This is a genomic window from Deinococcus apachensis DSM 19763 (assembly GCF_000381345.1).
Lineage (GTDB): Bacteria > Deinococcota > Deinococci > Deinococcales > Deinococcaceae > Deinococcus > Deinococcus apachensis.
This window is the reverse complement of record NZ_KB906399.1, coordinates 109,048-128,969: the sequence shown is the minus strand read 5'-3', so window position 1 is coordinate 128,969 and position 19,922 is coordinate 109,048. Positions and strand designations below refer to the sequence as shown.

The 19,922-nt window shown below is 68.3% G+C and carries 23 protein-coding genes; 12 read left to right on the top strand and 11 right to left on the bottom strand.

Annotated elements, in window-relative coordinates; genetic code table 11:
- Window positions 1–5: 5 nt before the first annotated feature.
- The 6 genes from F784_RS0105140 to F784_RS0105115 all read right to left on the bottom strand — a co-directional run bounded on the left by F784_RS0105140 (window position 6) and on the right by F784_RS0105115 (window position 4,840).
- Entirely contained in the window at window positions 6–1,466 is a 1,461-nt protein-coding gene (locus tag F784_RS0105140; protein WP_019585641.1) for a glycoside hydrolase family 3 protein, read from the bottom strand.
- A gap of 31 nt (window positions 1,467–1,497) precedes the next feature.
- Window positions 1,498–2,571, bottom strand: a complete 1,074-nt coding sequence (locus F784_RS0105135; RefSeq protein ID WP_019585640.1) for a LysM peptidoglycan-binding domain-containing M23 family metallopeptidase — start codon at window positions 2,569–2,571, stop codon at window positions 1,498–1,500.
- A gap of 124 nt (window positions 2,572–2,695) precedes the next feature.
- On the bottom strand, window positions 2,696–3,142 hold the full coding sequence (gene dtd / locus F784_RS0105130; protein WP_019585639.1) for a D-aminoacyl-tRNA deacylase: 447 nt from the start codon (window positions 3,140–3,142) through the stop codon (window positions 2,696–2,698).
- A 1-nt stretch (window position 3,143) separates the two neighbouring features.
- Window positions 3,144–3,401 (bottom strand): DUF1844 domain-containing protein, encoded by a 258-nt coding sequence (locus F784_RS0105125; protein ID WP_019585638.1) that lies wholly within the window; start codon window positions 3,399–3,401, stop codon window positions 3,144–3,146.
- 373 nt (window positions 3,402–3,774) lie between these two features.
- Entirely contained in the window at window positions 3,775–4,449 is a 675-nt protein-coding gene (locus F784_RS0105120; protein WP_019585637.1) for a uracil-DNA glycosylase, read from the bottom strand.
- Between the two features lie 7 nt (window positions 4,450–4,456).
- Window positions 4,457–4,840, bottom strand: coding sequence for a hypothetical protein (locus F784_RS0105115; protein ID WP_019585636.1), 384 nt, complete (start codon window positions 4,838–4,840; stop codon window positions 4,457–4,459).
- 349 nt (window positions 4,841–5,189) lie between these two features.
- Here F784_RS0105115 and F784_RS0105110 point away from each other — a divergent pair, with 349 nt between their 5' ends.
- Complete coding sequence (locus tag F784_RS0105110) at window positions 5,190–5,810, top strand: C40 family peptidase (RefSeq protein ID WP_019585635.1); 621 nt, start codon at window positions 5,190–5,192, stop codon at window positions 5,808–5,810.
- A 152-nt stretch (window positions 5,811–5,962) separates the two neighbouring features.
- Here F784_RS0105110 and F784_RS0105105 read toward each other — a convergent pair whose 3' ends face one another.
- Both F784_RS0105105 and F784_RS0105100 read right to left on the bottom strand, forming a co-directional pair.
- Window positions 5,963–6,619: an outer membrane lipoprotein carrier protein LolA gene (locus F784_RS0105105; RefSeq protein ID WP_019585634.1), complete on the bottom strand. Its 657-nt coding sequence runs from the start codon at window positions 6,617–6,619 to the stop codon at window positions 5,963–5,965.
- A 56-nt stretch (window positions 6,620–6,675) separates the two neighbouring features.
- Entirely contained in the window at window positions 6,676–7,635 is a 960-nt protein-coding gene (locus tag F784_RS0105100; RefSeq protein WP_157465022.1) for a hypothetical protein, read from the bottom strand.
- Between the two features lie 61 nt (window positions 7,636–7,696).
- Here F784_RS0105100 and F784_RS0105095 point away from each other — a divergent pair, with 61 nt between their 5' ends.
- The 8 genes from F784_RS0105095 to F784_RS0105060 all read left to right on the top strand — a co-directional run bounded on the left by F784_RS0105095 (window position 7,697) and on the right by F784_RS0105060 (window position 14,551).
- Window positions 7,697–8,188 (top strand): LEA/WHy family protein, encoded by a 492-nt coding sequence (locus tag F784_RS0105095; protein WP_019585632.1) that lies wholly within the window; start codon window positions 7,697–7,699, stop codon window positions 8,186–8,188.
- A 366-nt stretch (window positions 8,189–8,554) separates the two neighbouring features.
- Window positions 8,555–9,721 carry an amidase gene (locus F784_RS0105090; RefSeq protein WP_019585631.1) on the top strand — a complete coding sequence of 389 codons (1,167 nt, stop codon included), beginning with the start codon at window positions 8,555–8,557 and terminating at the stop codon, window positions 9,719–9,721.
- Between the two features lie 9 nt (window positions 9,722–9,730).
- Complete coding sequence (locus F784_RS0105085; protein WP_019585630.1) at window positions 9,731–10,555, top strand: hypothetical protein; 825 nt, start codon at window positions 9,731–9,733, stop codon at window positions 10,553–10,555.
- 55 nt (window positions 10,556–10,610) lie between these two features.
- Window positions 10,611–11,093, top strand: coding sequence for a hypothetical protein (locus F784_RS0105080; protein ID WP_019585629.1), 483 nt, complete (start codon window positions 10,611–10,613; stop codon window positions 11,091–11,093).
- A gap of 86 nt (window positions 11,094–11,179) precedes the next feature.
- The gene (miaB, locus tag F784_RS0105075) at window positions 11,180–12,559 is read left to right on the top strand and encodes a tRNA (N6-isopentenyl adenosine(37)-C2)-methylthiotransferase MiaB (RefSeq protein WP_019585628.1); all 1,380 of its coding nucleotides are present in this window, start codon (window positions 11,180–11,182) and stop codon (window positions 12,557–12,559) included.
- Between the two features lie 82 nt (window positions 12,560–12,641).
- Window positions 12,642–13,184: a hypothetical protein gene (locus F784_RS0105070; RefSeq protein ID WP_051086930.1), complete on the top strand. Its 543-nt coding sequence runs from the start codon at window positions 12,642–12,644 to the stop codon at window positions 13,182–13,184.
- Between the two features lie 104 nt (window positions 13,185–13,288).
- On the top strand, window positions 13,289–13,867 hold the full coding sequence (locus F784_RS22350; RefSeq protein ID WP_245557762.1) for a hypothetical protein: 579 nt from the start codon (window positions 13,289–13,291) through the stop codon (window positions 13,865–13,867).
- A 117-nt stretch (window positions 13,868–13,984) separates the two neighbouring features.
- Window positions 13,985–14,551, top strand: a complete 567-nt coding sequence (locus F784_RS0105060) for a hypothetical protein (RefSeq protein WP_245557761.1) — start codon at window positions 13,985–13,987, stop codon at window positions 14,549–14,551.
- A gap of 53 nt (window positions 14,552–14,604) precedes the next feature.
- Here F784_RS0105060 and F784_RS0105055 read toward each other — a convergent pair whose 3' ends face one another.
- Window positions 14,605–16,206, bottom strand: a complete 1,602-nt coding sequence (locus F784_RS0105055; protein ID WP_019585624.1) for an ABC transporter ATP-binding protein — start codon at window positions 16,204–16,206, stop codon at window positions 14,605–14,607.
- A 65-nt stretch (window positions 16,207–16,271) separates the two neighbouring features.
- On the opposite strand from F784_RS0105055, the gene F784_RS0105050 reads away from it, so the two are divergent.
- On the top strand, window positions 16,272–17,060 hold the full coding sequence (locus F784_RS0105050) for a phosphatase PAP2 family protein (RefSeq protein ID WP_019585623.1): 789 nt from the start codon (window positions 16,272–16,274) through the stop codon (window positions 17,058–17,060).
- A gap of 451 nt (window positions 17,061–17,511) precedes the next feature.
- Here F784_RS0105050 and F784_RS0105045 read toward each other — a convergent pair whose 3' ends face one another.
- Both F784_RS0105045 and F784_RS0105040 read right to left on the bottom strand, forming a co-directional pair.
- A complete protein-coding gene (locus F784_RS0105045) occupies window positions 17,512–18,693 on the bottom strand; it encodes an acyl-CoA dehydrogenase (RefSeq protein ID WP_019585622.1) in 1,182 nt (393 codons plus the stop codon).
- Between the two features lie 38 nt (window positions 18,694–18,731).
- The gene (locus tag F784_RS0105040; protein WP_019585621.1) at window positions 18,732–18,986 is read right to left on the bottom strand and encodes a hypothetical protein; all 255 of its coding nucleotides are present in this window, start codon (window positions 18,984–18,986) and stop codon (window positions 18,732–18,734) included.
- A 37-nt stretch (window positions 18,987–19,023) separates the two neighbouring features.
- Here F784_RS0105040 and F784_RS0105035 point away from each other — a divergent pair, with 37 nt between their 5' ends.
- Both F784_RS0105035 and fabZ read left to right on the top strand, forming a co-directional pair.
- A complete protein-coding gene (locus F784_RS0105035) occupies window positions 19,024–19,311 on the top strand; it encodes a hypothetical protein (RefSeq protein ID WP_019585620.1) in 288 nt (95 codons plus the stop codon).
- Between the two features lie 109 nt (window positions 19,312–19,420).
- Window positions 19,421–19,849: a 3-hydroxyacyl-ACP dehydratase FabZ gene (gene fabZ / locus F784_RS0105030; protein WP_019585619.1), complete on the top strand. Its 429-nt coding sequence runs from the start codon at window positions 19,421–19,423 to the stop codon at window positions 19,847–19,849.
- The last annotated feature ends 73 nt before the right edge of the window (window positions 19,850–19,922 follow it).

Genomic DNA, 19,922 nt, shown 5'->3' with positions numbered 1-19,922 from the left:
CCCGGTCAGGCCCCGAAGGGCAGGCGCCCGTGGGCCCCCGTCTCCCCCCGCAGCCAGGCGACCAGAGCCGCGCGGGCCTCGGGGCGGAAGCCGTAGGTCAGCAGGGCCGGGGCGGGCACGTCGAGCACCGCGTAGGGGTTGTACAGGGCGAGGTGCAGGTCGGGCCGCGCCTGGGCCAGGGCAGGCTGACGGTGGCGGGCGGTCGTGGCGAGGAGGACGGGCAGGCCGGAGGCACGCAGGCCGTTCCAGTCGAGTTCGGCGGGGTCGTCGTAGGCGTGCAGCGTCACGTCGTACACGGCGGCGAGGTCCTGGGCGAGGGTGGCGGCATCCACGCTGGCCTCGCTGACATTCTCGCGGGCCACCTTGCGCTGCGCGACGAGCAGGACGTGGCTGCCGGGGGCGGGGGGCTGCGGGCGGCGGAGGGCCGTGAGGCCGCGGGTCCAGGCTTCTGTGAGGAGGGTCGCGTCCGTCTGCGGGTCAAGGCCGGGGTCGTCCTGGGCCGGGAACGCTGTTGCCAGGGCGTGAAGCCGGGCCAGGCTGGCCTCGACCTCGTGGCTGTTCAGGTCGCCTTCCAGCGCGTCCGCCATCGCGCCCAATGTCGCCTCCTGCGCCTCTCGGCGGCCCAGGGCCATCACCAGGTCGGCCCCGGCGCGCAGGGCGAGGACGGCGGCCTCCCCCCGGCCGTAGTTCGCGTCGATGGCCTGCATGCCCATGCTGTCGGTGACGGTCACGCCCGTGTAGCCCCATTCCCCGCGCAGCAGGTCGGTCAGGACGCGGCGCGACAGGGTGGCGGGGGCGGCGGGGTCGAGGGCGTCATACACGATGTGGGCGGTCATCACGGCAGGTGCGAGGGGCAGGCAGGCGCGGAAGGGGGCGAACTCCACGGCGTCGAGTTCGGCGCGGCTCTTGCTCACGCGCGGCAGGGCGTGGTGGCTGTCCGTGTGGGTGTCGCCGTGGCCGGGGAAGTGCTTCACGCAGCCCGCCACGCCCTCGCGGTGGTGGCCGCGCAGAGCGGCTGTCCCGTGCCGCGCCACCAGGGCCGGGTCCGCGCCGTAGGCCCGCTCGCCGATCACCGGGTTGGCGGGATTCACGTTCACGTCGAGTACCGGGGCGAAGTTCCAGTTCACGCCGACCGAGCGCAACTGCCGGGCGAGGGCGGCGTTCACATCTTCCGTCAGCGCGGGGTCATCCGCCGCTCCCAGACCCATGGCGGACGGGGCGAAGGGCCAGAAGTCGGGGCGCAGGATGGCGCCGCCCTCGTGGTCCAGGGCGATCAGGGCCTCCTCCCCCATCACCTCGCGCAGGTCGGTGCACAGCGCACGCAGTTGCCCCACGTCCCGCACGTTCTTGCCGAACAAGCAGACGGCGCGGATGCCGTGGCGGCGCAGGTGGGCAGCGGTGTCGGTGTCGAGCGCCGGGCCGGGGATATCGACCATCACGAGGGAGCCGGGTTTGGGTTGGGTCACCGCCCTAGAGTAAGGGAGAAGGCGGCCGGGGTCATTTCGGCCAGATGCGGTTCATCCAGTCGGCGGGGTTGGTGCCCTCGCCGCGCACGCGCATCTCCAGGTGCAGGTGGGGTCCGGCGCTCAGGCCGGTCGAGCCGACCTCGCCGATCTTCTGGCCGCGCTTCACCTTCTGGCCGACCTTGACCAGAATGCGGCTCTGGTGGAAGTACAGGCTGGTGAGCCCCGCCCCGTGGTCGATCACGACGAGATTGCCGCGCACCGGGTACTTGCCCGCCAGGACGACGGTGCCGTCGTTCACGGCGGTCACGGCGGTGCCGACGGGCGCCGGGTAGTCGGTGCCGTAGTGGTACAGGACCGGACCGCCCGCCACGTAGGTGCGCGGCTGGCCGAAGGCACTGCTCTGGGCCTTCACGTTCACGGCAGGCTGGAAGGGCCGGGTCCAGGTCTGGGGGGTGCGCCGGGCGTAGGCTTTTTCAACGGCGGCGTCCTCGGCCTTGCGCCCGGGGTCCTCCAGCTTGCGGCTGATGCTGGGGGGCAGGTTGATGTGCTGGATGGTCTGGTCCAGGCCTGTCACGGGAATGCTCCCGCGCACCAGGTCGCTCCCCACCTGGACCTCGTAGACGACCGGGGTGGTCTTGCCCAGTACCACCCGGCCGAGGACCACGTACTCCCCCGCCGCGCCGCTGGGGGTGAGCTCCTCGCCGGGCCGCCGCACGTCCTCGCCCACCTCGCTGGGAAAGCGCACGGTTGCGTCCCCGGCGCGCGGTCCGCTGAGGCGCAGCACGAAGGCGTCCCCCATCTGGAGCGAGGCGGGCGCCGAGACTGTCAGCCCGGCGATCTGCGCGGCGGGTACCGCCAGGCCGCCCTGGCCGCCATCGCTGCGCGGCAGGGGCGGGGTGGGCACCAGGGCGGGCTCGCCGGGCAGGCGCAGCACCTGCCCCACCTCGATGGTCGTGCCCGTCAGGCGGTTCAGGCGGGTGAGTTCCGCCACGGTCGTGCTGTGGGCGCGGGCAATGGAGTAGAGGGTATCTCCCGGTTTCACGGTGTAGGCGCCCGCCAGCCCCAGCAGGAGCGCGGCGGCGAGGGGGAGGTGGCGCAAGCTCATGCGGGGCAGGATAGCGGTGAGCGCGGGTGTTCGGGTGAAAGGGTGGGGGGATCGCGGCGGGTTGTTGCGCGGCTTCCTCTGACCAGTGACCAGGACTAACCAATTGTACCCACGTGTTTTTGTATTAATTGTTCTCTGTGTCGAGGGTCAGGGTGACCGGGCCGTCGTTCGTGAGGTCAAGGAGCATGTGGGCGCCGAAGACCCCCTCCCCGACAGGGAGGCCGTGGGCACGCAGGGCCGAGTTGAACTCGGCGTAGAGGGCGCGGGCCTGTTCGGGTGGGGCGGCTCCGGTGAAGCTGGGGCGGTTGCCGCAGCGGGTGTCGGCGTACAGGGTGAACTGGCTGATGCTCAGGACGGCGCCGCCGATGTCGAGCACGCTGCGGTTCATCTTCCCCGACTCGTCGCCGAAGACACGCAATCTGGCGATCTTGGCGGCGAGGGTGCGGGCGGTCTCGGGGGTGTCGTCCGGGGCCACACCGAGGAGCACGAGGAAGCCGGGGCCGGTCTCGCCGGTCACGCGGCCCTCCACGGTGCAGGTCGCGCGGGTGACGCGCTGGAGGACGGCGCGCATGCTAATTGCCCAGCCGGGCGCGCAGGCTGCCGATGGCGTCCGTCAGGAGTTCGGCCTCCGTGAGGTCGAGGTTGCCGCGGGTCTTCTCGGCGAGCATGGTGAGCAGTTTCAGGGACCGCTCGGCGACCTGGCGCGCTCTCCCCTGCTCCAGCAGCCCGTCCCGGGCCGCGCTGGAGGTGGCGGCGTTGAGATCGCCCAGGGCCGCCTCGGCGGTGGCTTGCAGCGAGTTCACGAGGCCGACGAATTCGGGGTGGGGCATGGGGGGCAGTGTAGGGCGTGAGGCTCAGGCGCGCTCGGCTGAGGTGGGTGACAGCAGGGTTCAGAAGTTCCAGAAGGCAGGCAGAGTGCGGTGGCACACGGAGCACTCGAACTCTTCGTCCTTCACCACGTTGATCTGCCCGCAGTGCTCACGCGCCGAAAGACGAAGGGGGCGTAAAGCCGCCGGGCACCTCGACGCCCAGTCGGCCTGACGCGGAGCGCACGGCTCCCCAGCAATCCGGCTCCGGACAGTACCCGGTGGACTGGTTGATCACACCGGAGATGCGAGGAGACTGGTCCCGCTCCACGATGAGTTCACCCGTTTCCACCATGACAGAAATCGACCCTTTTTTGTATTAATTAAGGGTTATCGCTCAGAACAAGATGGGCTGATTTCCCAGAGGTTGGGGCGGGCCGGACACCGGGCCCTCGGGCTCCTTCTCGCCGTGCAGTACGGCAGCGGCCTCGCGGATGTCGCGCCAGGTCAGGCTCTTGGGACCGCCGGGCACGCGGCTGTCCTGGCGCAGCAGGTAGGCGGGGTGAAAGAGCGGCATCAGCAGGGCCTCGTGGGCGCCGCCCTGTCCCTCGGGGTGGCGGAAGCGGTGCCAGGTGCCGCGCAGGCGGGTGATACCCAGGCGGGTGTTCAGCAGGTGCTGCGTCGGCGTGTTGCCCAGGCTGAGGATTACCCGGGGCCGCAGCAGGGAGAGTTGCGGCCCCAGCCACAGCGAGGTGCAGATCTCGATCTCGTCCGGCTCGGGCGTCCGGTTGCCGGGCGGGCGGCACTTGGCGACGCTGGTGAGGTAGGCGTCCTGCCGGGTGAGGTCCACGGCGGCCAGGATGCGGTCGAGGAGCTGTCCCGCCGGACCCACAAAGGGGCGCCCCTGCCGGTCCTCGTCCCCTCCCGGCGCCTCGCCGATGATCACCAGCGGGGCGGCGGGATTGCCATCGGCGACGACGACCTGGGTCGCGCCGGGGCGCAGGCGGCAGGCAGCGCAACCCTTCGCCCGCAGTTCGAGGGCCTGAAGGGCGGGCACGTCGGGCGCCGTCACGGCAGCCCTAGCCCTGGGCGGGCGCGTCGGTGGCCAGACTAGGGCGCTTGCTGCGCGCCTCGCGGCGGGTCTTGGGGTCCAGGCCGACCAGCAGGAAAAAGTTCTCCAGGGCGTTCTCGCGGCCCTTGATGTCGGGGTGCTCGTGCTCAGGCGTGCCGGTCACGAAGGGGAGTTGCCGGTACAGCTCCAGGGCGTGCTCGATTACCTCGTCGCTGGCGTGGGCCTCGGCATAGGTACCCAGCGCCATGTACACCTCCCGGCGGCTCTCGGCGTGGCGCAGAAAGGCGTCGGGGTGGGGCGTCTCGGGCGCGCGCAGCATGTCCTGGCGGGCGATGCGGCGGTAGTGCTTGAGGCCTTGCTGGAGCTGCTCGGTGGTCAGGGGTTCCTTCATCGATCCTCCGTCAAGCGGGATGGGGGGGGCCCGTGGCTTGGCGTCCTGAAGGGAGTATAGGGCCGCCCGGAGGGGGTCTTCCCTCTCCCCCAGATCACACTTGGCGAGGTGCGTGAGAAAAGTGAGGAGCGTAACCGCGTGAGAGACAGGTGGTCAATGCAGTCAGCGCTGTTTTTCCGCCGACTTCAGAAATGAGTCAGTTCCTGAGAAGCTTGAGGATAAGGCGGAACTTTTCTCCGTATTCATCGGGGCGGGGGTCGTATAGGCCACGTATAGGCGCATAAAAACTGGCTTCCAGACCGAGGATTAAGGAAAAAAGAATAAAGACGCGTTAAACTTTCCCCCGTCGATGAAAGCGTTTCGTATCCTCCTCCTCGCCACCGCTCTTGCAGGCGGCAGTGCGCTCGCCGCCCCGTATACCGTGAAGGCGGGTGACACTCTCTCCAAGATTGCCGCTCAGTACCGGATGGACCCGGTGCAGCTTATGCGTCTGAACGGGCTGAGCAGCTCGACCATCCAGGTCGGGCAAAAGCTGAAGGTGGCAGGGGCATCCACTCAGGCGAGTGCCGCCCGCCCAGCCGCTCCGGTGGCGCGCAGCGGGGGAGCCTTCGTGCGGACCGCTGCCACGCAGTTCCTGGGATTCCGCTACGCGGCGGGCGGCACGGGGAACTGGGGCTTTGACTGCTCGGGCTACACCATGCGGGTGTTTCAGGAGATGGGTATTCGCCTTCCGCACAGCGCGGCGGGCCAGTGGCGCATGGGCACGGCGGTCAGCAGCCGCAACCTGCAACCCGGTGATCTGGTGTTCTTCAACACCACGGGTGTCGTTGCCAGCCACGTCGGCGTCTACGTGGGGAACGGCATGATGGCGAACGCCAACAGCTACTACGGCCGTACCATGATCGAGCCGCTGTTCGGCAACCCCTACTGGGCCAGCCGTTTCGTCGGGGCCCGGCGCATCCTGGGCTGAAGCCCGGCCGCGGAACACTCATTGACCGACGCTCTCACCCTAATCGGTGGGGGCGCTTGCGTTTGGAGAGGGAAGGAAGGGGAGTGCCCTGTTGCGGACGACTCCCCTCCTCTCTCAGCTACTTTTGTATTAATTGTTCGTCCGGGAGAACCCTACTGGCGGATGACCTGCGCGTCCTTGGGAAGCGCCCTGAGGCCCGCCGCAGTCAGGCCGCTGTTGACCTTGTAGTTGCTCACCGTAAGGTCGGCGAGTACCTTGCCGCCGCCGACGAGTTGCACCCGGGTCGGCCGCCAGCCCGCCTCGGTGATCCAGACACGGGCGCGGTCGGTGGTGCTGGCGTTCTTGGGCGTGGCCTCCAGTTGGTAGACCTTCTTGCCCGAGACGGTGGTCGTGCCCAACAGCCGCACGTTGTACTGGTTCAGCAGCGTGGCCGCATTCGTGAGCTGGGTAAAGTCGAGCCCGCCGAAGCCCGCGCTCTCGGCCGCCTTCTTGACTGGCGTGACCGTCACCTGGTTGGTCAGGAAGAGGTACTGCCGAATCTCGTTGCGGTCCGCGACCACGATGTTGTCGGCGAGCGCATCGGGCGCGGCGAATTGCAGGCGGGCCACGCCCTGGGCGGGGATGCTCTTGACGGTGAGGTCGATCTTCTGGGGAGAGGATTCGAGGGTGGCGCTGCCGCTCAGCCGGAAGGTCACGTCCTTCGCGGCCTTCTGGGCGGCGTCCACCCGGGTCAGGATGTCCTGCACAGTCTGGGCACTCGCCGTGGAGGCCAGAACCGTGAGGGTCAGCAGGGGGAAGATTCGGTTCACCCCCGGAGTCTTCCACCCCCTCTCATGAGAAGGAAGGGCGCACGCTGACGGGGGATTCACTGCCCCGCGTCGTCGCCCAGGGGAAGGCTGTAGCCCACCCGCGCACCCAGGCCGCCCGTTCCCCCGCGCACGTCCAGGCGGAGGGTGCCGGGTCCGGCGGGGAGGGTGGCCTCCGCCCCGGCCCGCAGGGGGGCGCTGGCGAGGCGCCAGGGCTCGTAGGCGAGGTAGAGCCGCGTGGTGCTGCCCTCGCCCAGCAGGTCGGCAGCGCTCAGGCTGCCCACCGCGCCCAGGGTGCCGGGTCCGGCCAGGGCGTCGAGGGCCAGGGACAAGCCCATTTCCGTGCTGTAGGTCACGCCGCCGGTCACGCCCAGTACCCCCCGGCCCGCGCGGGCGCCGAGGCGCAGCGCGAGGGTGCCGGCGCGCTCGGTGGCGGGTTCCGCCTCGGGGTCGTCCCCCTCGGCGGGGGGCAGGACGCGGGTGAGGTCGCGCCGCCACTCCACCCCGCCCGAGACGTTGTTCTGGGGGCCGAACTCGCCGCCCAGCACCGCGATGAGGGTGCGGCTGACCCGGTAGCGGGCGGTGAGGTCGGCGTTCCAGCCACGGGCGCGCAGGTCGGTGGGCTCCAGCATCCAGGCGGCGAGGGGGTCGACCTCCGCCGCACCCGCTGTGAAGAAGACCCCGCTGAGGTTGAGGGCAACCGGGCCGAGCGTCGCCGTTCCGCCCGAGGTCAGGCGCAGGCCACCCTTCCAGGTGACGGCCGCGCTGGCGCTGGCACTGACGGCCCCAGCAGGGGGCAGGCTGAAGCCCTGGGTGGCGCTGGCCTCCACCGCCCGGTTCGACGCGCTGACCGAGAAGGTGCCGCGCCCCAGGGGAACGTTACTGACGCCCGCCGACAGCCAGGGGCTGCCACCCACGCGGTAGGCCGTGCCGAAGTCGAGGCTGATCGCGCCCGCCGGGGCCGCGAGTGCCGCGGCGAGGGTCAGGGCCGTCATGTGTCTGGTGGCCGGGCTCTGCATATTCGGCAGCGTAGCAGTGCCCGTCAGGTTCTCGGCAGCCGGAACCGTTAACGTACCTCCCGTGAAGAAGCTGCTCCTGGCTCCCCTGCTCGCGCTCGGCCTGGGCGCCTGCGCTCCTGCCCAGCCGCTCGTGCAGGTTCCCACCTTCGAGGTGCAGAGCGTGCGCCTGACCCGCCTGAGCCTGCCCAGCGGCAGGGATCCGGCCCTGGCGAATCTGACCCTGCGGCTGAGGGTGCAAAATCCTAACCCGGTGCCCGTGCGCCTGGCGAATATCGCCGGACGGTTCGTGATCGACGGTCAGGAGGTCGGCACCGTGAACCTCCCCAATGTGAGCCTGCCTGCCCGGGGCGAGGCCGAACAGCGGGCCGACCTGAGCCTCCCCGTGACCCTTCAGACCGCCGGGGCCTTTCTCAGGGTGGCGCGGGGGCAGGAGGTCAGCTACCGCGTGGACGGCGCCTTTACCGCCGACCTGGGCGTGCTGGGCCACCCCACCTTCGGGCCGTTCACCCTGGCGCAGGGCGTGTGGCAACAACCGGCGATTCTGCCCTTCTGAGGGTGGGCTGGAAGGAGGGCGGCCTTCCCTCTTCTGCAGTGTTGTGGGAAGGTCAGCCTCTGGAGGGCAGGCGTCGCCTGCTCCCCCTTCCAACCTCCCATTGCCACCCTTCGGCTGGCTCTCGCACCGCCTTCACCCGCCTTGCTCGCGCAGCGAGACGCGGGGCCAGCGACTGGGAGACCAGCAAGATCAAACATTACGGGCTGAGAAAAGCGACCAGGGGCGAAATGGGCGGGCCCTTGCCGAGCGCAGCGCCGCTCCCCCATGCCCTCTGCTTCGCAGCTTTGCAAGTTTGGGTAGGGGCTGGGGTGGGTACACGGGAAGACGTAGGCAGTTCGCAGCCCAACCAGAGTTACCCTGAGCCCCGTGACCTCCAAGGACTTCCCCGACCCCCAGCGGGCCTGGGCCTACCGCCCCATCTCCCCCCTGCCCGGCGCACCCGGAGGTCCCCTCGCGGGCCTGACCTTCAGCGTGAAGGACCTGTACGGTGTCCCCGGATGGCCGCTGCGCGCGAGTACCCTCGCCCCCGTCCCTGCCCCCGGCGAAAGCCCCCTGGTGCGGCGACTGCTGGAACTGGGAGCGAGCGCCGTGGGCAAGACCCACCTGCACGAGATCGCGCTGGGCATCACGGGGATGAACGGCTTCGGGGGAACGACCCATCCCGTCCATCCGGATCGCGTTCCTGGCGGCAGCAGCAGCGGGGCAGCGGTGAGCGTGGCGCTCGGGCAGGTGGACTTCGCGCTGGGCACCGACACGGGTGGCTCCATCCGCGTTCCGGCCGCGTGGTGCGGCGTGGTGGGGTACAAGCCGACGAAGGGGCACCCGGCGTGGGGCACCGAGGGGGTGCTGCCGCTCTCGTGGACGTGTGACCATACGGGACCGCTGGCCCAGGACGTGCGGACGATTGTGCGGGTGCAGGAGGGGTTGACTGGGCAAACCGTCACTCCGCAGAACTGGGCGGGCGTGAGGGTGGGGGTGTGGCTTCCCGGGAGCTGGGTGGATGACTCTGTTTGGGAGGCGGTGGGGACCTTCGCGGCGCGGCTGGAAAACCTGGGCGCGAGCCTGCAACCCGTCAACTTCCCCGAGGTGCTCGACGCCTACTCCCCCATCGTGCTGAGCGAGGCGGCGCGCGTCCATGCGGAGGCGCTGCGTGAGGACGACCCTGGCTTCCTGCCCTTCACCCTCGCCTCGCTCCGGCAGGGGCAGGCGCTCGGTGAGGCGGAGGTCGAGATGGCCTTCAAGCGCCGCGCGGCGTACCGGGCACAGTTGGACAACTTCCTCACGCAGTTCGACGTACTCCTCGCCCCCGCCGTGCCCACCCCGCCGCCCCTCATCGGGCAGGACGAGGTGACCTTGCGGGAGGGTGTGACGCCGCTGCGCCGCGCCGTGCTGCGCCTCACCGCGCCCTTCAGCCTGCTGGAGGCGCCGACGGTCGCCGTCCCCTCTGCCACTCCGTTCGTTGGCGTGCAACTCGTGGGACGGCATGGGGAGGATGACCGGCTGCTGGGGCTGGCCGGGGCACTGGAGGACTAAGCTGGGCGCATGCCCGGACGCCTTGCCCTGCTGCCGCTGCTGCTGACGCTGCTCTCCCCCGCTCAGGCCCAGGACGCGCCGCAGACGCTGAAGTGGGGCAGTCTGACGGTGACGGTGACGCCGCGCCCAGCGGACAGGTTCGACGCGGAGGCGCGGGCCGTGGTGAAAAACGGCAGCCGGACGGTGCTCACCGTGCAGGGGTGGAACATCACGCCGGAACTGCAGCCCGTGCGGCCGGGCGGACTGCCGGAACTCGTGCTGACGGAGTACTCGGGCGGCGCGCACTGCTGCTTCACGACCTACGTCTTCACACAGGACGCGGGCCGGGTGGGGAACCTCGGCATCATCGAGGGGGGGAACTACGGTCTGCGCTTTGCCGACCTGAACGGCGACGGCACGAGGGAACTCGTGCTGGGGAGCGACACCCTCGCCTACTACGACTGGAGTTTCGCCACGAGTCCGGCCCTGATGACGGTGCTGGGGTGGGATGGGGTGCGGCTGGCGGACCGGACCCGCGCCTACGCCTACGTGCCCGCACAGGAGGCGGCACGTAACCTGCGCGACCTGATCGCCGGACTGGGGAACCCGAATGCCTTTCCCGAGGACCTGCGGGCGAGGCTGGGCGGGTACTACGCGAACATGATCCTGGCCGGGCAGGGCACGCAGGCCGAGGGGGTGCTGGCGGCGCAGGTGTTCACGAAGTCCGTGCCGCTGCGTGACTGGTTCGCGGGGCACCGCACTGACCTCATCAACGCGACCTACGCCCAGCCCGAGGGCCGCCTACGCGCGGTGAACAGCGCCACGTACCCGTTGAAAGAGCTAGGCACGCCCTGAGCCCGCCGCAAAGGCAACATCAGACACACTTCATGAGGGCTGCTTAGGCTGCGGCATGCGCTTTGCTGCCTTTCGCCACGTTCTGCCTCCTGCCGCGCTCCTTCCCGCCCTCACCGGCTGCGCTTTCGGGGCCTTCATCAGTCCGAGTACAGCCTTAGAAAAGGCGCTCAACGGCACCTACGAGGGTATCGGCGTGGGGGGCACCGGCCGGGTACCCTACCGCCTGGTCCTGAGCGTGCAGGAGCGCGAGGGGCGGGCGAGCGGCGTCATGACCAATCTGGAAAGCCGCAAGGCCTACGCCCTCAGCGGCAAGTTCCGGCGCTCCGGGGAGGGCGGCAGCCTCGACGTGAACCTGTACGAGAACGGCGACCGGCTGCGGGGCACCCTGCGCGGTGAGATCAAGGGGACGCAGTTCAGCGGGACGCTGCGGACAGTGCTGCTGGGCAAGGAACTGCTGGGCTACACGGTGAATCTGGAAAAGCAGGTGGAGGGCGCCGCCCCCAATACTCCCGCCGTCCCAGCACCGACCACACCCTGAACGCTAGAATCTCTCCCGGTCGCGGCTATCCATGCCGCGCGCAAGGCCCCGGAATCCCCCCGTCAGGCCGAGGAGAGAACCAGAGAATGAAGGCACACCTGATTACCTACGGCTGTCAGATGAACGAGTACGACACCCATCTGGTCGAGTCGCAACTCGTAAGTTTCGGCGCGGACATCGTTTCTACCGTGGACGAGGCCGATTTCGTCCTGGTCAACACCTGCGCCGTGCGCGGCAAGCCGGTGGACAAGGTCCGCTCGCTGCTGGGAGACCTCCGCAAGCAGAAGGCGCAGCGTCCCCTCGTTGTCGGCATGATGGGCTGCCTCGCGCAGCTTGAGGAGGGACAGCAGATCGCCCGCAAGTTCGAGGTGGACGTGCTGCTCGGCCCCGGCAGCCTGCTCGACATCGGCAAGGCACTGGAAGCGAATGAGCGGTTCTGGGGCCTGCAATTCAAGGACGAGTTGCACGGGCATATTCCGCCGCCTCCGCAGGGCAAGCTTCAGGCACACCTCACGATCATGCGGGGGTGTGACCACCACTGCACGTACTGCATCGTGCCGACCACACGCGGGCCGCAGGTCAGCCGCCACCCGGACGACATCCTGCGCGAACTCGACCTGCTCCTTGCCGCCGGGGTGCAGGAGGTCACGCTGCTGGGGCAGAACGTGAACGCCTACGGGGTGGACCAAGGGGCGAAGTTGGCAGGATACCCGTCCTTCGCCGACCTGCTGCGGCTGGTGGGGCAGAGCGGCGTACGGCGTATCAAGTTCACCACGAGCCACCCCATGAACTTCACGGAGGACGTAGCCGCCGCGATGGCCCAGACGCCCGCCGTGTGCGAGTACGTCCACCTGCCGGTGCAGAGCGGGTCGAACCGGGTGCTGCGCCGCATGGCCCGCGAGTACACCCGCGAGAAGTACCTGGGCCACATCGCCGAGATCAAGAAGCACATGCCGGGCGTGGTGCTCGCCACCGACATCATCGTGGGCTTTCCCGGCGAAACCGAGGAGGACTTCGCCGAGACGCTGAGCCTGTACGACGAGGTGGGCTACGACTCCGCCTACATGTTCATCTACTCCGCGCGGCCTGGCACGCCGAGCTATAAGCACTTCGCCGACCTGCCACGCGAGCTGAAGACCGAGCGGCTCCAGCGCCTGATCGTCAAGCAGAAGGAGTGGAGCGCCCGCAAGAATGCGGAAAAGGTGGGCACCGTGCAGGAAGTTCTGCTGCGCGGCGACGCACACGACACTGGCTTCCTTGAGGGCCACACGCGCGGGAACCATCCGGTCGTCGTGCCCAAGGCGGTCACCGCGGGTGGATCAGGCCTCTACCACGCCCGGATCGAACACGCCACGCCGCACATGCTGTACGGGCGGCTGATCGGCGCGGATGGTCAGGACCTGCCCGAGTTGCCCCGCTTCAACCCCGAGGCGGCGGCGCTCAGCAGCCCGCTCCAGATGGTGTAGGTGCCCGCTTCCCCTCCTGTCCTCATACTCGCTCAAGAGGGCCGTCACCTGCGGATAAGCTGGGGCGCGGAGAGTGGGCCTGATGAGAAAACTTGCTTTGGGAGTGGCGGGTCTGTGCGCGGTGCTGGCGGGTTGTGGGGAGACCACCCCGCCCGGCAACGCCTACCTGGGGATGAAGCCCGAGTTGCGGACGAACTACATCGACATCGCCACGGACAGGTATGTCGCCTGCGACAAGTCCTACGCCAGCATTCCCTTCAGGCAGAACATCGTCGTTGTGGAGTTCTCGGCGCCGGGCATTCCCGACCTGGCCTCGGCCGACGTCGAGGTGATCGGCGAGAAGACGGGGGACAAGACCTTTGCAATGGACAGCGAACTCAGGAAGTCGAGCCGGGGCAACTACATCGCCGATGTGGTGTTCTACGAGCGGCTGGTTCCAGCCAGCCTGGGCGCGCTGAATATCCAGCCGCAGTACCAGTACGTTAGCCTGACGAGCCGCCCACGCGGGAGCTTCAAGGCGCAGTTGACGATAGACACGCCGAATGGCCCCGAGACGGCCACGACGGACAGCGTGAACGTCTACGACTCCTGCGCCTACCTGAACAACACGGAGCCGAGGGACTGAGGAAAAAGCCCGCCCCGCTGACTCTCGGTCATATTTGTGTTCGGCTCACGTTTCTTGAAGGCCACATCACCCTGGGGTCAGGTTCAACCGCCACAGTGAGAGCCATGAAAAAGATGCTGTTGGGAGCGGTCGGCCTGAGTGCGTTGCTGGCGAGTTGCGGATCGGGTGTGGCGCCTGACCTCAGCGGGTCGGGAAGGGTGACGGCAGTGCGGACGGAGTATAGACTGGGGAACGAGAGCGGGCCGTTCATCGCCTGTGATAACTACAACGGCGCTACGGCGACCACCCAGGTTTCCGTGTACTTCGACGTAGCGGGCAATGTGCAGACAGTTGATCTGGCCCTGCGCGGGAACACCACCAGTGAGTACGATGAAAACTACACGGCCAGGTTTACGGGTGAGCAGCTTGAGGCGGTGGGGAACGGCAGCTACCGGGCGACCTTCAACGCCAATCCCATCACGGGTGGCCTCCTTCCCCAGTCCATCGTCGTCAACCCGGCGCGGGCCAAGGTCAAGGTTGTCACGGCGAGCGGCAGGCCGAGCAATACTGCTGGCTTCCACGCGGCCCTGAATGTCGATACCGGCACCGCGACCTATGAGTTCAACAGCCGCTTGGTTCCTGGCGGCAACGTGGCCGTCTACACCTCCTGCACCTTCGCTCGGAATACCAACGAGGACGTGTAAGACCAGCCATCCAAAGCAAGAGGCCGCCCCCTTCCGGGCGGCCTCATTTGTACTCGCCTCACGTGCTCTCAAGCTCCTATCATCTCCGGGTCAGATTCGTCCCCCACAGTGAGAGGTATGAAAAGAATGTTGTTGGGAGCATTGGGGTTAAGCGCGGTGCTGGCAAGTTGTGGCGACATCACGGTGTTCATTCCCGACCCCATCCCCGGAACACAGCCTTCCCCCACCCTGACGCTGGAAGCTGTCACTGGATACAACACGAGCTACCGCCTCACACAGGATGTTCGTGACCAGAACGGTCAGACCATCACAGCGGGCACGAACGTGATCTGCGACAACGGCAACACGCAGATGGCCGTGGACGTCGACTGGACAGGTGGACTCAGCAGGCTCTACGCCCAGTTCAAGGGACTCAGGACGGGCGATTACGAGAACGTGACCTTCTACCCCTTCGGCAGTGTGGACTACAGCGGATCGGGCACGGCGACCTATACTTTCGGACCGAACACGGCGCCCCAGAGCGTCGGCAAGAGCATTGGTGCCCAGGCCATCGTGGTCAACCCGGTCACGGACGTCAACGTCAAGGGCTACACCTACGTTCGCCTGCAAGGGCTCGACGAAAATGGCCGCGCCAGTAACATCGTCGAGAGCGTGACGGCCATCCCCGTCGTCGACTGCCTGTAGGTCTGTAAGAACACGAGGCCGCCCAACGAGGCGGCCCCTTTTCTTCTTTGCCCTCAGCGTTCGCCGGTTTCCTGCGCCTCGCTGAGGTGTCCACTCCGCCCGCTCGTGTGGCCGCTGCCCGTCATCAGCAGGCCGAGCTGCGTCTCGGTGGCGGAGGCGGCGTCGACCTCGCCCACGACCCGGCCCTCGTACATGACGAGGATGCGGTCGGAGAGGTTCATGACCTCGCCCAGGTCGGCGCTGACGAGCAGCACGGCGAGGCCCTGGTCGCGCGCCTCGACGATGCGGGCGTGGATGAACTCGATGGCACCGATGTCCACGCCGCGGGTAGGCTGGGAGGCGACCAGGATTTTGGGGTTCTTGTGCATCTCGCGGGCGACGATCAGCTTCTGCGCGTTGCCGCCAGAGTAGCGGCCCGCGTGCAGATTCACCGAGCGCGGCCGCACGTCGTACTGCTCGCTAAGGCTGCGGGCGTTTTCCTCAATGGCGCTCAAGTTCAGGAAGCCGAAGGGACCCGCGAAGGGGGCGTTGTCGTGCTTGCCCAGGATGTAGTTCTCGGCGGTGGTCATGTCGAGCACCAGCCCGCGCTCGTTGCGGTCCTCGGGGATGTGCGAGACGCCGCTGGCCTCCACCCCGCGCACCCCGTCGGCGCGGCGGCCCAGGTAGGTGATCTCGCCGCCCGACGCGGGGGTCAGCCCGGTGATCGCCTCCACGAGTTCGCTCTGGCCGTTGCCCTCCACGCCCGCGATGCCGACGATCTCTCCAGCGCGAACCTGGAAGGACACGTTGTCCACCGCGTTGCCGTGTTCGCCCTTTACGGTGACGTTCCGCAGGTCAAGGGCGACCTCGCCGGGTCGGGCGGGGGCTTTTTGCACCTTCAGGCTGACCTCGCGCCCCACCATCATGCGGGCAAGGGTCTCGGTGGTGGCGCCCTGGGTGGGAATGGTGCCGATCATCTTGCCGTCGCGGATCACGCTGATGGTGTCGCTGATGTGCAGCACCTCGTGCAGCTTGTGGCTGATGAAGATCACGGCGTTGCCGCTCGCCGCGTACTGGTTTTTCAGGAAGTCGAACAGCTCGTCCGTCTCGCTGGGCGTGAGGACGGCGGTGGGCTCGTCCAGGATCAGGATGCGGGCGCCGCGGTACAGCGTCTTGAGAATCTCGACCTTCTGCTGGAGGCCCACCGGGAGGTCACCCACGAGCGCGTCGGGGTTCAGGTCGAAGTTAAACTGCTTGATCAGTTCGGCCACCCGCCGCCGGGCCGCCGCGTAGTTGATGGAGGTGCCCGCCCGGGGCTCGGCGCCCAGGATCACGTTCTCGGTGACGCTGAGGGTGTCCACCAGCATGAAGTGCTGGAAGACCATGCCGATGCCCCGCGCGATGGCCTGCGAGGGATCGGTGAAGTTCACGACCTCGCCGTCCACCACGATCTCGCCGGAAGTGGGGGGCTGGGCGCCGTAGACGATCTTCATCAGGGTACTCTTGCCCGCGCCGTTCTCGCCGCACAGGGCGTGGACGCTGCCCCAGCGGACCTGCATGGAGATGTTGTCGTTCGCCAGCACGAGCGGGAAGCGTTTGGTGATGCCGCGCAGCTCCAGCGCGTGTTCGGAGTTGTGCCGCACCTCGCGCAGCACGTCGGTGGTCGCTACCGTCATAGATCCCAGTGTACCGCCGCATATCTGCTCGCTTAAAAAGGAAAGAAGCCTCACAATAGGCACACATGGAATCCTTCTGGCTGGCCGTCACGAACCTCGGGCGTGACGAGGTGTTTATTGTCGTCCTGGCGCTGTACACCTGGCTGGTGAACCCCCGCGGCGGGCGGAACCTGGGGGTGGCGTTCGCCCTCTCGTACCTCGTGAACACCGCCCTGAAGTTCGGCTTCAATGAGCCCCGCCCCTTCACGGGCAACCCGGGGCAGGTCAGCGACGCGGCGCGGGCCACCGCCCTCGGTCCCGGCCTGCCCAGCGGACATACCCAGATGGCGGCCACCTTGTGGGGCGGGATCGCCGCGCAGGTCGGGCGGACGGGGATGTGGGTCGTCGCGCTCGTCCTGATCGCGCTGATCGGCGTGTCACGGGTGGCTCTGGGCGTTCACTATCCCCTCGACGTGCTCATCGGTCTGCTGCTGGGCGCGGCCTTTGCCGGGCTGGCCGCGAGCGGGCGCTTCCCCCAGGAGGGGGCAATGCGCTGGATCATCCCCCTCATCCTCCTCGTCCTCGCGGCGTTCCTCCCCGCAGGCACGCCGCGAGAGTACGGCACCTCGCTGGGGCTGCTTGCGGGCTTCTGGTTGGTGCGCCCGCACTTCGCGCCGCCACGCGACTGGACGGGCCGCCTGATCGTCGCCCTGGTCGGCCTGGTGGTCGTGTTCGCCGTGTACTTCGGGTTGAGCGCGTTGCCACAGGCGTTCAAGGATATCGGGCTGATCCGGGCACTGCGTTACGCACTGCTGGTGGTGGTGGCGGTGGAGGTCGTGCCGCCCCTGCTCAGGCGCTGGCTGCCGAGGGGGTGAAAGCGGGTTTGGAGAGGAGCGTATCGAAGGGGGAGCAGGCCCGAGGAGAGGCTGCTCCCCACTTCTTTTGAATCCGTGTCAGCCGTTACAGGGCAGGCTTGAGCTTGCCACACCCTCTGCCAGCAGCTCTGCGAGTCCCAGCCTCTCCCGCGAGGGGGAGGAGTAAGTGCGCCCAAGTTTTAGCCCTTCAAAACCGCCCTAGGTGGACGGCCCATTCCTGCCATGAGCTCACTCTCGCACGGCCTTCACCCCGCCTTGCTCGCGCAGCGAGGCGGTGGGCGAGCAGCTTAGTGCACAGCAAGATTAAACCTTCCGCACTGAGAGAAACGGCCACGGGAGAGATGGGCCAAGCCTCTTGCCGAGCGCAGCAGAAAGCCCCCCTGCCCCCGGCGGGGGCAGGGGGGTGGGGGCAAGGTCAGCGACTTGAGCGGAAACTCCGCAAGAACAACCCCTACGCCCCGTATTCCCCAAACACCGCCCGGCTGATCACGAGCTGCTGAATCTCGCTCGTCCCCTCGTAGATCTCGGTGACCTTCGCGTCCCGGTACAACCGCTCGACCGGGTACTCCCGGCTGTACCCGTTGCCCCCGAAAATCTGGATAGCGTCCCGCGTGCAGTCCACCGCCGCCTCCGAGGCGAGCAACTTGGCGATGCTGGCCTCCTTCCCGTACGGCTGCCCCTGATCCTTGAGCCAGGCGGCCTTGAGGGCGACCAGCCGGGCGGACTCGATGCGGGCGGCCATGCGGGCGACCTTGAAAGACACACCCTCAAACTCCTTGAGCTTCTTGCCGAACTGCTCGCGCTCACTGGCGTAGCGGGCGGCGTGTTCCAGGGCGGCACGGGCAATCCCGAGAGCCTGCATGGCGATACCGATGCGCCCGGAGTCCAGACTGGCGAGCGCGATGACCAGCCCCTGGCCCTCCTCCCCGACCATGTTCTCGTGAGGAACACGCACGCCGTCGAAGGTGACCGTCGTGGTGTGCGCCGCGTGCAGGCCCATCTTCTCCTCGGGGCGCCCGAAGCTCAAGCCGGGGGTGTCGGCGGGGACGATGAAGCAGGACACGCCCCGCGCACCCGAGCCACCCGTGCGGGCCATGACGAGGTAGGTGTCCGCCTGCCCGCCCGAGGTGATCCAGGCCTTGGATCCGTTCAGAACCCAGCCGTCCCCGTCCCGCTCGGCCTTCAGGCGCAGGCTAGCGGCGTCACTGCCCGCCCCGGGCTCGGTGAGGCAAAAGGCGCCGATATGCTTCCCGCGGGCGAGGGAGCGCAGGTACTTCTCACGCTGCACGTCGGTGCCGTACTTCAGGATCATCTGCTCGGGCAGGCCGTTTTGGACGCTGACGATCACGGCCACGCTGGCGTCGGCGGCGGCGATCTCCTCCAGGCACAGGGCGTAGGTGACGGAGTCGAGGCCCGCGCCGTCCCACTCCTCGGGGAGGGTGGCGCCCATCAGGCCCAGTTCGGCGAGGCCGCGCAGTTGCTCGTGGGGGAACTCACCGCTGCGGTCGTACTCGGCCGCTCTCGGGGCGATCTCGGCCCGGCAGAACTCGCGGACGTGCTGCACGATCATGCGCTGGTCGCCCGACAGGGCGAAGGCCATGCCTGCGTCGGCGGCGGAGAGGGTCGTGGTCATGCCCCAGGCTACCAAACGGGCGTTAGGCCAATCGGGTCTTAGACTCCTGCAAGGGCGTCCCCCAGCGCCTCCTCGATGCCACGCCCCCGCCAGCCAGCGTCCACGCCGAGGGCCTCCCCACCCTCCCAGTGCAGGGCCGCCCCGATCACTGCGCCGCCCGCAATGGCGAGGGCCGCTGCCCTGAGGCTGTCCAACGGGGCCTGCGGGCACAGCCGGGCCGCCGCGCGCTCCAGGGCCGGGGCGAGGGGCAGGGGTGGACGGGTGACGCGGACGCGGGCGGGCAACTCGGGCACGTGCCGGAGTGTAGCGCCCGGCCGGAAGGCCGCTAGAATGCCCGGCGATGACGGGCGCGGGGCGGGCGACATGCGGGCACTGAGGTGGATTTTGGTCGTGCTGCTGGCCCTCGTCACGCTGGGGCTGGCGGCCCTCACGCTGGGGAGTTTTGCCAGCCTGAACCCGAATGCGCCCCTGTGGCTGCGCTCGATGGGCAGTGTCGAGCTCCTGCTGAGCGCGCAGGTGGGGGCCGCTGGTCTTCCCGCCTTCACCCGGGCCATCGCCCTGACCCTCCTGACAAGCGTGCTGGCGGGGCTGGTCGCCTTCCTCAAACCGCGCGCCTGAACAGTTCCGGGCGCCAGGGTGACCCGTGCTACCCTTGGGGCGTTTTGCCGCGAGGAGACGTGTCCAGGCCACCCGGTCCCTCCTCCCACCGCAAGGAGTGTCTGCCCCTATGGAACCCATGCTCATCCAGGACGTGCTGAAAATTCTGCCGCACCGTTTTCCCTTCGTGCTCGTCGACCGCGTGCTCAGCGCGGGGGGCGGCGAGGTCCACGCGCTGAAGAACGTGACGGTGAACGAGCCCTTCTTCCCCGGGCACTTCCCGCAGGAGCCCGTGATGCCGGGCGTGCTGATCATCGAGGCGCTGGCGCAGACGAGCATGTTCTGCCTGCACGAGCAGATCGAGCCGGGCACAGTGGGCTACCTCGCGGGCGTAGAGGGAGTCCGCATCAAGCGCAAGGTGATCCCGGGCGACCAGCTCCACCTGTACGCGAAACTGGAGTTCCTGCGCCGGGGTCTGGGCAAGACGACCTGCCGCGCCGAGGTGGAGGGGCAAGTGGCGGCGGAGGCGACCATCCTGTTCGCGGTGGCGAAGGGATGAGGCCCTGGGGTGTGGGGTGTGGATCGTGGGGCAAAGACGGCGAGGATTCTACGCCTCACCCCCTGCAACCCAC